Origin of the sequence: Nonomuraea sp. NBC_00507, assembly GCF_036013525.1 — a bacterium.
Taxonomy (GTDB): domain Bacteria; phylum Actinomycetota; class Actinomycetes; order Streptosporangiales; family Streptosporangiaceae; genus Nonomuraea.
The window spans coordinates 650,247-663,555 of sequence record NZ_CP107853.1; the positions used below are offsets into that span (position 1 = coordinate 650,247).

Sequence of the window (13,309 nt, forward strand, 5' to 3'; positions counted from 1 at the left end):
CCCCGGAGCCTGCGGATTAAAAGTGGAAGGTCCATCTTCGGGCCGCTGCGGCTATGACCTTGGGTTTCGTGCCGTCGTCCTGGTCGACTGCTGGTCACAATCCGCACATGTTCCAGATCTTGCTTACCTGGACGACCGCCTTCAGCGCGCACCCAACCCTGATGGAACCGCCCATACGTCCTCGTCCTTGACGGGCACCCCCCTGGGCGCGGAGATGTTCGGGACCCGGCGCGGGGGCATCCCCATCAATCCTCGTCGTCGGAGTCGTCGGCGTCAGGATCGCGCAAGGCGAGGGATGATTCCCTGCTCACCATGGCCATTCGATCTTGGTCTTGCCAGATAACGAAGGTTATCTCGCAACCCTTCGACGGGCGAGGCGTTCAGACTGGCGCTGTGGATCTTTTCAGGACTTCGCCAATCTGGCCGGGTGCACGGTGGGCGATTACGGCATGCATAGTGATCTATGGAAGGATTTTTCCATGGTATCCGTTAAGCAGATTCAAGTCGCCTTCGATTGCGCTTCACCTGAGCGTGTCGGTCGCTTCTGGTGCGAGGTGTTGGGGTACGTCGCGCCGGCACCGCCTGAGGGGTTCGCCAGTTGGGACGACTTCAATCGCACGCTGCCGCCCGAGCAGCGGGACTCATGGTTCGCATGCAGCGACCCCTCGGGTGTCGGTCCGCGGCTGTACTTCCAGCGCGTCCCCGAAGGCAAGGTCGTCAAGAATCGGCTGCACCTTGACGTGCGGGTCGGCACCGGACTCGTCGGTGCAGAGCGCCTGGCAACCCTCGAGGCCGAATGCGCACGATTGATCCCTCTCGGCGCGAAACGCGTGCGGCTCCTGCCCGCCGATGAAGAAAACGAGTCGTGCCTCGTGATGCAGGACATCGAGGGCAACGAGTTCTGCCTGAGCTGACGAACGTCTACCTCGTTGAACGCGACACAGACCTGACTCGCTGATCGGCTCCCACGGGGAAGGCTGTCCGTCAGCTCTCCCTTCGCACCGCGCCGCTGTTGATCTCGGGAAGATCGGGGATCTCGCCGAGTTCGCGCAGCCCATCGGAAGGCCCGGACGAAGCGATGGCATAGCGGCCCAGGAAATTCACGTGGGCGTGGCCCAGCGGGCTGAGCCGGGCGACTGCACGCGGTGATCAGCCACGTTCCTCGGTGAGCCAGGGTGAGGAACGAACCCCGGATCGTCGATCGCCCCCAACCATGTGCGGCGTCCAGCCATGCAGTGGCGATCGTAGGGCTGCATCTGTGCGGCGGCGCGGCAACCCCGGTCGGCGCGTTCGGGAAGTGCGGCGGGGCCGGCGTGCGGTGCCCGGCCCGGTGTCCCGCCACCGTCCGGGACCGGCCCCCAGGCCGCACGCCCGGACGGCGGGCGGGCGGAGGGCCGGAGGTACGGCGGCGCGCCGCGCCGCCGCTTGATCCCTACAAGAGCTATTCGGCAGTGTACGACTGCACAACCGGAACCCTCCGATCAGCCATGGACCGGACAGCATCGGCGACATGTCCTCTCGCGCTCACGAATCCGGACCGCTATCGTACTCATCACTAAACGATGGGATTTGGGGCTCCTATGTGGATGACTCGACGAGCGATGGCTTCCCGGCCAGCATTAAGCGCTTTTAGCCTTATTCTCTTATACACATTCAGCCTTCCCGCCACTTCGTCGTTTGATCACACCCGAAGCACGTCACTCGCTGCCCATGTCGACACTGTTTCACATTTACTGAATCCTCGGTCCCATTTTAATTGCGGACTAGAGGAAAGAATTTCAGGAAAGCCCTGGAGGGACGTTAAGGTCAGGGCCACTTCGATCGCAATTACCCAACATGGCGACGGCAGGAACGTCGCCATATCTGGAAGCATGGACGATTATGAGGACCGTATTTACCTGTGGGATCTGGATACGGGTAAGCGAATAGGGGCTCCGCTTCGCGTGGATGCCCAAGTCGACACCCTAGCCGTGGGGCATCGAAGAGATGGTACGCCCATTTTCGTCGCTGGCGATTGGGACGGTGCGGTCCAGATATGGGATCCAAATACAGGAGAACCGGTCGGCAAAGCGATTGATACAGGCGCCGAGTATGTTGAAGCGGTGGCAGTTGGGAAGCGTAGCGACGGACGTGGAGTCATTGTTTCCGGCGACAGCAACAACATGGTGCACATCTGGGATATGGAGACACAACGAGAACTGAGCAAGCCTCTTAAAGGTCATGCTGACTACGTGGAAGCACTAGCAACCGGGCAGCGCAGCAACGGCACCAAGGTTATCGTTTCGGGAAGCTATGACCATACTCTCCGAATATGGAATCTGGACACCGGCAGGCAGCTAGGTCGCCCATTGCGAGGTCACACTGCCGAGGTGCTTGCAGTTCGCATCGGAAAACAAAGTGACGGAACGCGAGTGATCGTGTCGGGAAGTAGCGATGGAACTGTACGTGTATGGGATCTCGACTCTGGCACGCTGATTGGAAAGCCGCTAAGAGGTCACAACGATCTCGTTATGTCGGTAGCGCTTGGACGGAGCTGTGACGGCACACGCGTGATTGTGTCGTCGAGCGGAGACAAAACCATACGCGTTTGGAATTTGGACACTGGCAAGCTTCTACGCGTTCTGCGTGGTCACACTGATCCGGTTTGGACGGTAGCCATCGGTCAACGCCGTGACGGAGCTAGAGTTATTCTTTCTAGCGGCTACGACGCTTCCATGAGGTTGTGGGGGCTCGGCCCATACTAAGATCTGTCATTTTTGACTTAGTCGAGTGAGAGCAAGTCCGAAGAGGACTGCTAGTGTGCCGAGGGCGGCAACGGGGTCCCGGACTTCGTTGAGTGCTATCCAGCCGAGGAGAAAAGCGACTACTGGGCGGAGATATGTCACCGTAGAAGCAATGACGGGTTCTTGATAAGGCAGAAAGAGGATCTAATCACTAGAGGTCTGGCACATGGTGACGTGCTATCTCGGCTGGAAGCCATGTACCGGGGGCCAGTAAGACGATAGCTTCGCGGTGTGGCTGATGACGCTGAGCTGACGCGCTGGGTCGTGCATGGGGAGCGGCTGGTCTATGACAACCGATGGATTCGGTTGGGGCTGGCCGATGTGGAGATCCCCGGCGGGGAGCGGTTCGAGCATCACGTGGTGCATCTGGACCGGGCAGCGATCGCCGTCGTGCTGGATGAGCAAGACCGCGTCCTCCTGATGTGGCGGCATCGGTTCGTGTTCGACCGGTGGGGGTGGGAGCTTCCTGGCGGGCTCGTCGAGGCCGGTGAGGATCCGATGGTGACCGCTATCCGGGAGGTGGAAGAGGAGACCCGCTGCGTCTCGACGGCAAGAAGGCCAACACGATCAAGCGGAAGCGTGCCGTCCTGCACCACGTCTTCGAGTACGCGGTAGAGCTGGAAGAGCTGCCTTCCAACCCGCTGCACCGCATCAAGTGGAAGCTTCCGAAGACCACCGAAACAGTGGACCCACGAGTCGTGGTCAACCCGCGCCAGGCCCGGGAGCTGCTCGTGGCGCTCACCTACGTCGGCAAGCGCCAGCGTGGCGGAAAGGGGCGGGGACAGCGGTTGATGGCCATGTTCGCCTGCATGTACTTCGCGGCCCTCCGGCCTGGCGAGGCGGTCGGTCTTCGTGAGCAGGACTGCTACCTCCCGGCACAAGGCTGGGGACGGCTCACGCTCGACGGCTCGCGTCCTGAGGTGAACCGTCCGTGGACTGACACGGGAGATGCTCACGAGCTGCGCGGTCTCAAGCATCGGGGCGAGGATGATGTCCGCCGGATTCCGATCCCGCCGGAACTGGTCAAGATCCTTCGGCAACACATCGAAGAGTTCGGCATCGCCCCGGATGGGCGTTTGTTCTGCAGCGAACGGGGTGGGGTGGTCGCCTCGACGGGCTTACACCGAGGTCTGGCAGGAGGCCCGCACCCTGGCTCTCAGCCCCGCCCAGGTCGCCTCACCGCTCGCTCGGCGACCGTACGACCTCCGGCACGCGGCCGTCTCGCTCTGGCTCAACGGCGGCGTACCGGCTCCAGAGGTGGCAACCCGTGCTGGCCACGGGGTGGATGTCCTGCTGCGCGTCTATGCCAAGTGCATCGACGGTCAGGAGGAGATCGTCAACCAGCGGATAGCGGACGTGCTGACCGCATGAGATCACGAGCAGCACACCTCGAAGGGCTCCGGCTTCCCCCCGGGGCCTTTCGGCGTTGCAGGACCGCACCATCCCGCGCATACTCCGGATCATGGGCGTCGACCTGGGAAAACGTCTCATGATCCATCCCGCGTATATCCCGTGACCAGTGACAAACGGCCGCTCAGGGCTGCATACCCCTGAAATGCAGAAGAGGCCCCGTAGGGCCTCTGAGCTGCGCTTACTGCGTGTGCAAGGTTCGAACTTGCGTAGGCTGAGCCGACGGTTTTACAGTCCTGTCGCGATCATGCGCTGACCAGGGCATTCTCCCCTGAGCACCTCAACTTGGCCGCGTATTGGCCGTGATCAAGCTCCAGACGCCTGCAGCAGTGGCCATCGCCGGGCGCATGAATGGGAACCGGCGTCGCGGACGCCCTCCGCCGCAGGACTCCCATCCGCGGGCAGGCACGCGAGGAACAACGGAACTGGTTGGCCTCTTCTGTTCTCTTACTCGGTGAGCGCCGAAGCAAGAGACCAACGGCCCTTCACGTACGCCAGCCAACCCTCCTCTCCACGGACCACGACGAATAGCAATCCCAAAATCACGTCACCAAACGATCCAAGGCACGCCCGGCCGGTCTGCGCGGGAGCGGTGGAAGGCCTACTGGTAGGCCGCGCTGCGGTCGACGGCGGGCATCAGGCCCACATCCGGCGTACTGGTGACGGGGACTGGGTCGGCGAGCTCGCCGACGAAGCGGCCGTCGACGAGGTCTCGGAAGGCCATCAGGTGCCACCGGCCGTCGTGCCGGACCAGGCGACCGGCGTAGAGCGAGGTGTCGGGGAACAGCCGGGCGGTGGAGATGTCGAAGGGGCCGTGGAGACTGGGCCCGGTGACGCTGAAGATGCCCCCGGTGCCGTAACGACGGAGAGCGTCGTCGTCGAGTTGGGCGCTCGCACACGAGAAGATCAGCGTGGGAGTGCCGTCGACGACTTCGGCCTGGATGACCTCGATGTGGCCGAGCCCGGCGCCGGGCTCGGTCAGCGGCGGCTGGACGTGCCACTGCTCCAGATCGGTGGAGGTGCAGTGCCCGACGACACCGCGGCTTCGCCAATCGCCGTGGCCGGCGCGGGCGGTGACGTACATGTGCCACCGGCCGTCCTCGCCCCGGAAGACGAAAGGGTCGCGCCAGGCTTCTTCGCCCCAGTCGGACTGGCCGTGCTTCTCATACCAGCGCGGGTCGGCCTCCAGGACGGTGTGTGCCGGGTGCTTGTGCCACAGGAGGAGGTCCGTAGAGGTGGCGACGCCGACGCGCTGGACGCCGCCACCGTCCTGCCGGGTGGTGCCGGTGTAGAACATCCACCACAACCCGGCGTCGTCGCGTACGACGCTGCCGGTCCAGGTGGTCCAGTCGTCGAACGCCGGGAAGTCCGAGACCGCCAGCGCGTCGGGCAGGACCGTCCAGTCCTGAAGGTCGGCGGACACGGCGTGGCCGACGCTCGGGTGGCGGTGGCGGCGGTCGGGATCCCCGAGGCCGCGGGAGGCCCGGAGGTAGAACGCGTGGTGGAGCTCGCCGTCGTAGGCGTACCACGAGTCCCAGATCCAGCTGTCCGCCAGTCGCAACATTGATTACCCCTTGATTCCACTATTGGCCACGCTGGCCACGAAACTGCGTTGGAAAACGATGAAAAGCACCATGATCGGCAGGGTGACCAGGGTGGTGTACCCCATGATCTGGCCCCATGGCACGCCCTCGGCGGTGTTGGACTGGAAGAAGTAGTCCAGGCCGACGGGGAGCGGCCGAAGGCCCTCCTCCTGGACGACCATCGTCGGCCACAGGTAGGAGTTCCAGATGGGCAGGAAGGTGAGGATGGCGCTGGTGGCGAAGGCGGGCCCGCTCAGCGGGACGACGATGCGCCGGTAGACGGTCAGGAAACCCGCGCCGTCGATGAAGGCGGCCTCGTCGATCTCGCGCGGGATGGACTTGAAGAACTGCACGAACAGGAAGATCGAGAACGCGTTGGCGATGAACGGGACGATCTGCACGGCGTAGGTGTTGATCCAGCCGGTGGTCAGCTCCGGCGTCCCGGTGGCGAAGGAGACATAGGGCAGATTGTTCACCCAGTACAGCAGCGGGAGCGCAAGCGTCTCGAACGGCACGATGAGGGTCGCGATGAGCACCCCCATGACGATCCCCTGCCCGCGCCAGCGCATCCGGGCGATGCCGAACGCGGCCAGGCTGTTGATCACCAGCCCGAGCCCGACGACGAGGAATGAGACGAGCAGGGAGTTGACGTAGAAGCGGGCGAGCGGCACCCGGCTGAACAGTCCTTGGTAGTTGTCGAGTCCGACGTCGCCCACCGGCAGGAACGCCCGGACGGATTCGAGGTCTTCGAAGATCTGCAGCTTGCCTTTGAAGCTGGAGACGATCATGAAGACCATGGGCAGCAGGAAGGCAAGCGACAACAGCGCCCCGGCCGCGTAGAAGGCGGTGCGGGCGAGGGTCCGGCGGGCCTTGACGGTGGTGGTCATGCGTCCTTCTCCCTGGTCAGCCGGCGCTGGATGAGCGCGACGCACAGCACGAGCACGAAGAACACGAAGGAGATGGCCGAGGCGTACCCGATGCGCTGTTTGCCGTAGCCCTCGGCGAAGGCCTGGTAGACGAGCGTGGAGGTGGAGTCCAGAGGCCCGCCCTTGGTCATGACGTTGACCTGCGTGAACATTCCCAGCGCGGCGATGGTGATGGTGACCAGGACGAACACGAAGGTGTGCCGCAGGCCCGGCCAGGTGACGGAGGTGAAGGTGCGCCAAGGGCCCGCGCCGTCCATCTTGGCGGCCTCATACAGCTCGGCCGGGATGGTCTGCAGCCCCGCCAGCCAGATGATCATGTGGAAGCCGACGGCCTGCCAGATCGACATGGCGATGATGGCGGGCAGTGCGGTGGACGGGTCGGCGAGGAACGCGATCGGGTCCCATGACGGGTAGACCGCCTTGATCGCGTTGTTGACCAGTCCGTCCTTCTCATACAGGAAGGCCCACAGGATCGACACCACGACCATCGACATCACGACGGGCAGGAAGAACACCGTACGGAAGAACACCCGTCCCCGGAATCTGCTGTTGACCAGCAGCGCCAGCAGCAGGCCCAGCCCTCCTTGGACGGGGACGACGACGAGGGCGAACACGGCGGTGTTGCGCAGCGACTTCCAGAACAGCGGGTCGCCGGCGAGCCAGAAGCTGCCGCTCTTGCCGTCGGCGGCGACGGAGTCCGACAGCACCGACATGCCCTCGTAGGGGGTTCCGCTGCCGTTCTTGGTCAGGCTGCGCAGGGCGGTGCGGACGGTGCCCTCAGGTCCGGCGAGCTCGCGGACGCGGGCCTCGTCGAGGGTGAGGGGCTTGATGCTCAGGAGGTCTTCGAAGTTGGACAGGCCGACCCAGCGGGTGGGTTGCGGCGAGGAGAGCTTGGCGTCGGTGAAGCCGAGGCTGAAGGCCAGGGCTATCGGGATGATGAGGAAGATCAGCAGCAGGCACATCGCCGGGGCGGTGAACAGCCGTCCCGTCCTGGCCTCGGCCTTGTGGCGGTCGGCGGGCCGGTTCGGCCATCGCCTGGGCCGGTCCCGCATGTAGGTGACGGATCGCTTGGGTCTGCCGCGGGCATGCGTCAGGGACACGTGGACCTCACAGGTGGGGGTGGGTCCGGGGTGGGGTGGCGGCACACCCCGGACCAGGGCCGGCTACTGGTAGTTGTTGTTCTCGGCCAGGTTCTTGTCGATGGCGTCGACGGCCGTGTTCAGCGCGTCCTGCACGTTGGCGCCGGAGATGATGTCGGCCGCCGCCTTCTCGAAGGTCTTGGCGATGAAGGGGTAGGCGGGTGTCGGCGGGCGGATGAGCGCGTACTTGCGGGCGAGCTCGATGTAGGTGCTCTCCTTGGTGCCTTCCCTGAACTTCTTGCCCAGCGCCTGCACACTGGCGGAGGCGGGCAGGTTGCCGAGCTGCTCGCTGAAGGCCGACAGGTACTTGTCCTGCAGCCCGAAGCTGATCCAGCCGTTGACCGCCTCAGGGGTCTGGCAGGTCGCGGACATCCCCCACTGCCAGGAGCCCGCGCCGATGTAGGGCTGCTTGCCCAGGTTCGGCGGCGGCAGGACGAGGATGTCGTCGCCGAACTTCTTCGCCGCGTCGCCGATGGCCCAGGAGCCGTTCCACTGCATCGCGACTTTGCCCTGCAGGAAGTCCGTTCGGTCTTCGGACTCCTTGGGGTTGGCCAGCTTGTTCTTGAACAGGCCCTGGAACCACTCGCCCCACTTGACCGCCTGGGGACCGTTCAGCACACCCTCGGCGGTGGAGAAGTCGGCGCGGTTGATGAGGTCGCCGCCGAAGGACTGCAGGAGCGGGGAGTAGGCGTAGGGGTACCACTCACCGGTCCAGCCGGTGCCGGCGTCCAGAGGGTAGTCGTACTTGCCCGACGCCTTGATCTTGGCGAGGGCCGCGTCGAACTCCTCCAACGTCCACGGCTGGTCGATGGTGGGGATCCGGATGTCGTTGTCGGTGAGGATTGACTTGCGCGTCACGATGCCGAGGGCGGCGTCGTAGAAGCCGAGCGAGTACAGCTTGTCGTTGTAGGCGCCCTTGATTCCCGGCAGCAGCGGGTCGGTGAGCTTGGCGTCGATGGTCAGCGGCTGGAGGTAGTTGGCGTGCGCCCAGCTGGGCATGACCGGAGCGTCGACGTCGAGGAGGCAGGGCAGGCTCTTGGACGCCGCGGCCGACACGATGGCGTCGTTGTAGGACTCCTGCGGGAACGCCTGGATGGTGATCTCGTACTTGTCCTGCGAGGCGTTGTAGTCGTTGGTGACCTGCTGGACCAGCTTGAGCTCGACCTCGTTGCCGGCGTTGTGCGTCCACATGGTGACCTTGGTTTTGCCACCGGAGGCGGCCGGGGCGGAACCGGCCGGCCCCGCGCTCGTCCCGCCGCCACCGCAGGCGGCGAGCGCCAGCGCACCGGCGACGCCCAGGGCGGCCATGGGGAGGTTCCGGGCTAGTATTGACATGATGCCCTCCAAGCGAGGCAACGGCTATGCCGTTGCATGGGTATTGCTCACCTCCGCGTACTGGCCCTGACCCGACCAGTGCGCGGAGCGGCGACCGAGTCTCGGACGACCAGGCCGCCATTGATTCGGACCTGGCTGACCCCCAGGTCCTCCGCCGACTCGATGCGCTCGATGAGCCGGCCCACCGCCCACTTGCCCATCTGGCGATGGGGCAGTGCCACGGTGGTCAGTCCAGGACGGAGCGCTTCCGACACCAGGACCTGGTCGTCGAATCCGACGATCGACATGTCCTGGGGCACGCGGATGCCCCGCTCGAAACAGGCCATGTAGACGCCCATGGCCATGCGATCGGTGAAGGCGGCGACCGCCGTCACCTTGGGGAATTGCTCGAGCAGCCGCTGCATGGCCGCGTAGCCGTCGGCGGCGTCGGCGTGCTCGGTCAGGACGACGCGCCGCGGGTCGTCGTCCCATCCGTGGCGCGCGGCGACGTCCTCGAACGCCTTGGTCCGCAGTATGGTCGCGGGGTACCTCGGGATATCACAGATCCAGCCGACGTGGTGGTGGCCGGCACGGGCGAGCTCCTCCAGAACCTCGGTCTCGCCAACGTACTCGTCGGGCACCACCCAGTCGATGTCGCGGTCCCGGCACAGGGCGTCGACGAGAACGGTGGGCGCGGGCAGCTGCGCGGGCAAGACCAGCTCCCGGTGGAAGTAGGAGGCGATCAGGACACCCGCGACCTGATGCTCCTCCAGCAGTCGCAGGTTCTCGGCGATGGCTTCCTGGGTGCCGACCTCGATGAACAACAGGTCGTAGTCATGCTCGCGCGCGGCTGACTGGGCGGCTTCGAGCATCGCTCCGGCGTAGGGCTGGGTGGCCACGCCCAAGCTGAGCAGGCCCAGCAGCGGAGCCGACTGCGTACGCAGGCTGCGGGCGGCGCGGTTGCCGCGGTAGCCCAGCTCCGCCGCCGCCGTCCGGACCCGCTCGGCGGTCGCCTCGGCGACCCGGCCTTCGGCCTTGCCGGACAAGACCAGCGACGCAGCCGCGACCGATACCTCGGCGCGAAGGGCGACGTCCTTCAGAGTGGCTGCCATGGCTCCTCGTTAATCGATTGACGTAAATCGATTAACGGCACAGTACGTCCACGTATCGGTCGCGTCAACAGTTGTTACCGGTACGTGACGGGACCCGCATCCTCCACCACCTGAACAGGTGCTCCTTGGCCGACGGTACGGCGAAAAGGAGGATGAGTGGCGCCGCTCTCGTAGGTCGTCGGTGCCGGCGGGCGCCGAGCTGCCGAGTTGGAGGCCCCGCCCGTCATTGCCCGAGATGACGTTCGCCCTGCCCGCGACGTCCTCGCCGGCCTGGTTGGCTTCGCCACCGGTCAGGAGCACGCCCCCACCGCCGTTCGCGATGGCGGCGGCGCCTGCCTCGCCGAGAGCCGCACGCCGGAAGCCGCTCCTGGCCGTCCGGCGCGCGGGCTCGAGGCAGGTCACGGCCATATGGACTTCAGCTGCCATGCCTGCATGTGGTCGAGGGTGGCGGTGCCGCCTTCGGCGAAGACGTCGACGCCGGTGCTGGCGGGGTCGGGGAAGATCTGATCGGTGATCACGGTCTCGCCGCTGCCGCCGAAGACCTCGACGGACGACCAGTCGACGAGGATCCGCAGCTTGACCTTGCCGTTCTCGGCCTTCAGGGGCGCGGTCTGGACGCCGGGGAAGGTGCTGTTGAAGTCCACGGCGCCGGAGCGGGTGCGGTCGACGTACAGCTCCTGTGTCGTGGTGTCGTAGCCGATGACGGTCTCCTCGCCGCCTGCGCCGGTACGCACCTTCAGGCCGAAGCGTTCGGCGTCCTGGAGGGAGAAGGTCGCCTCGATGTCGAGTGCCTTGCCCTGTACCGCACGGCCGATCAGAGGCTTGGAGGTGCTTTTGACGGTGACGTCGGACGCCGTCGCCGGGTGCTTGTCCCGGAGGGACTCCAGGTTGTTGACCGGCTTGCTGGTCAGCCGGATCCGGCCGTCGATGGTGCGCAGGCCCATCTCTCGGGGAACGCTCTGCGCCCCGCGCCAGGGAGAGGTGGGCGCGGAGAGGCCGTAGTCCCAGTTGTTCATCCAGCCGATCATGTACCGCTTGCCGCCCGGCACGTTCTCCCAGGACACCGCCGCGTAGTAGTCCTTGCCGTAGTCGGCCCAGTCAGCGCGCTGCACGACGGAGAGGGCGGGCTTGTCAGCGATGGTGAACTGGTCGGCGAGGATGTGGCCCCAGCCGGCGGTGTTCATGTCGAGGATCTGGATCTGCGCCTTCTTGCCGGCGTAGGGACGCAGGTCGAAGGAGGCCCAGTCCAGGGTCTCGCTGTTGGCGCCGGTGGCGCTGCGGACGACCTGGCCATCGACGACCAGGTTGACGGACGTCTCCTGGGAAACGGGCTTGGCCTGCGTGTCGGAAAGCACGATGTGGTCCACGTTGATGTGGCCCCAGCCGCCGGTGTTGTCGTCGACGATCTTTATCTGCGCCTTCTTGCCGGCGAGGTCGGCGACGTCCCAGGAGACCCAGTTGAGTGCCTCGGCATCCTTTCCGGTGGCGCTACGGACGACTTGGCCGTCCACGAGGAGCTCGACGGCGGTGGGGTTGTCGGAACCGGACGGGTGGTGGCCGCCGCCGATGAGGAAGTTGATGTGCTTCTTGTCGATGGTGAATTCGGGCGACGTGAGGGTGCCGATGGTGGAGTCGCCGTTCAGGAAGGTATTGACCAGCCCGTCTCCCAGCCAGCCGGAGACCTGTCCCTGACCGGGAAGGGTACCCGTGGCGGGTGCGCTGCCGAAGGCGTCCCCGGTCTTCGTCCAGCTGCCGTAGGTTCCGCCTTCGAAGTCGGCGAGGACCGTCCCCTCAGGCGGTGGCTGCTTCAGGACGGTCCCGGCCTCGTGCGGGTGCCGGCCCCCACCGATCTTGAAGTTCAAGTAGGGGCTCTCGACGGTGAATTCGGGCGAGTTGAGGGTGCCGGTGGTCCCGTCGCCGCCGTGGAAGCTGTTGGCGAGGCCCTTGCCGTCGAAGCCCGTGACGGTTCCCTGACCGTCCACGGCGCCGGTTGCCGGTGCCTGGCCGAACGCGGCGCCGGTAGCCGTCCACGTACCGAAGTCGGCGCCCTCGAAGTCCTGCGTCACCGTGCCGGTGGGCGGTGTGTAGGTGCCCTTGTCCTCGGCGGTGAACTTCTTGCCGTCGAAGTCGCCGATGAAGTACTGGGCGCCCGAACCGCCCGCGATGCCCCCGGGGTTGATGTTGACGACCAGGACCCACTTGATGTTGTTCTTGTCCCCGTCGACGGCGAGGGGGAACAGGTCGGGGCACTCCCACACGCCGCCCGTCGCGCCGGCCGGCCCGAACTCGCTGAGCAGCTCCCAATCCTTGAGGTTCTTGGACGAGTAGAACCGCACCTTGTGCTCGGCGGACAGTGACACCGTCATCAGCCAGCTCTTGGTCGGCGCGTACCACTGGACCTTGGGGTCGCGGAAGTTGGTGGAGCCGATGTCGATGACGGGATTTCCTTGGTACTTGGTCCAGGTGCGGCCGCGGTCGGTGCTGTAGGCGAGTGACTGGGCCTGCTTGCCGCCGTTCTTGTAGGCGCTGGTGTAGATCGCCACCATGGGCGGGTTCTTCTCCGTGCCGAACCCGGTGGTGTTGTTCCAGTCGACGACCGCGCTGCCGGAGAACACCATCTCCTCGTCGTCGTGCGACAGGGCGAGCGGCAACTCCTTCCAGTGCACGAGGTCCGTGCTCACCGCGTGCCCCCAGGAGATGTCGCCCCAGGAGTTGCCGTTCGGGTTGTGCTGGTAGAAGAGGTGGTACTCGCCCTTGTAGTAGACGAGGCCGTTGGGGTCGTTCATCCAGTTCTTCTCCGGAGTGAAGTGGAACTGGGGTCTGTAGGTCTCGGTGTACGGCGGGATGTCGGCCGCGGCGGCCTGGGGGGCGAGTGGAGCTGCGGACAGGGCGCAGACCGTCGCCACCGCCGCCAGTAACCGCACGCGGGCATGCCGGGGTACGCGTACAGAGCTCATGGTGTCTCCTTGTCCCGCGGTCGTCCGTGCAGCGGTGACTGCGGCCTCGGCGCGGACGGACCGGAAAGTGACGCCCCAGGCCGGC

Annotated in this window: 10 protein-coding genes; 4 read left to right on the forward strand and 6 right to left on the reverse strand. The window is 65.4% G+C overall.

Annotation, left to right across the window (positions count from 1 at the left end; all coding sequences use genetic code 11):
• Positions 1 to 479: 479 nt before the first annotated feature.
• From OHA25_RS03440 to OHA25_RS03455, 4 genes are all read left to right on the forward strand, one after another.
• Positions 480 to 914 carry a VOC family protein gene (locus OHA25_RS03440; RefSeq protein ID WP_138667703.1) on the forward strand — a complete coding sequence of 145 codons (435 nt, stop codon included), beginning with the start codon at positions 480 to 482 and terminating at the stop codon, positions 912 to 914.
• 957 nt (positions 915 to 1,871) lie between these two features.
• Positions 1,872 to 2,744 carry a WD40 repeat domain-containing protein gene (locus tag OHA25_RS03445; protein ID WP_327586172.1) on the forward strand — a complete coding sequence of 291 codons (873 nt, stop codon included), beginning with the start codon at positions 1,872 to 1,874 and terminating at the stop codon, positions 2,742 to 2,744.
• Between the two features lie 270 nt (positions 2,745 to 3,014).
• On the forward strand, positions 3,015 to 3,398 hold the full coding sequence (locus tag OHA25_RS03450; RefSeq protein ID WP_327586173.1) for an NUDIX hydrolase: 384 nt from the start codon (positions 3,015 to 3,017) through the stop codon (positions 3,396 to 3,398).
• 480 nt (positions 3,399 to 3,878) lie between these two features.
• Positions 3,879 to 4,154: a hypothetical protein gene (locus OHA25_RS03455; RefSeq protein WP_327586174.1), complete on the forward strand. Its 276-nt coding sequence runs from the start codon at positions 3,879 to 3,881 to the stop codon at positions 4,152 to 4,154.
• Between the two features lie 640 nt (positions 4,155 to 4,794).
• On the opposite strand, the gene OHA25_RS03460 is transcribed toward OHA25_RS03455, so the two are convergent.
• The 6 genes from OHA25_RS03460 to OHA25_RS03485 form a co-directional block, all read right to left on the reverse strand.
• A complete protein-coding gene (locus OHA25_RS03460; RefSeq protein WP_327586175.1) occupies positions 4,795 to 5,757 on the reverse strand; it encodes a hypothetical protein in 963 nt (320 codons plus the stop codon).
• A 3-nt stretch (positions 5,758 to 5,760) separates the two neighbouring features.
• On the reverse strand, positions 5,761 to 6,663 hold the full coding sequence (locus OHA25_RS03465) for a carbohydrate ABC transporter permease (RefSeq protein ID WP_327586176.1): 903 nt from the start codon (positions 6,661 to 6,663) through the stop codon (positions 5,761 to 5,763).
• Positions 6,660 to 7,802, reverse strand: coding sequence for a carbohydrate ABC transporter permease (locus OHA25_RS03470; RefSeq protein WP_327586177.1), 1,143 nt, complete (start codon positions 7,800 to 7,802; stop codon positions 6,660 to 6,662). The genes OHA25_RS03465 and OHA25_RS03470 overlap by 4 nt, the downstream gene beginning before the upstream one ends.
• Before the next feature lie 63 nt (positions 7,803 to 7,865).
• On the reverse strand, positions 7,866 to 9,176 hold the full coding sequence (locus OHA25_RS03475; RefSeq protein WP_327586178.1) for an ABC transporter substrate-binding protein: 1,311 nt from the start codon (positions 9,174 to 9,176) through the stop codon (positions 7,866 to 7,868).
• Positions 9,177 to 9,223: 47 nt separating this feature from the next.
• Positions 9,224 to 10,267 (reverse strand): LacI family DNA-binding transcriptional regulator, encoded by a 1,044-nt coding sequence (locus tag OHA25_RS03480; protein WP_327586179.1) that lies wholly within the window; start codon positions 10,265 to 10,267, stop codon positions 9,224 to 9,226.
• 398 nt (positions 10,268 to 10,665) lie between these two features.
• On the reverse strand, positions 10,666 to 13,224 hold the full coding sequence (locus OHA25_RS03485) for a GH32 C-terminal domain-containing protein (protein WP_327586180.1): 2,559 nt from the start codon (positions 13,222 to 13,224) through the stop codon (positions 10,666 to 10,668).
• Positions 13,225 to 13,309: the final 85 nt, after the last annotated feature.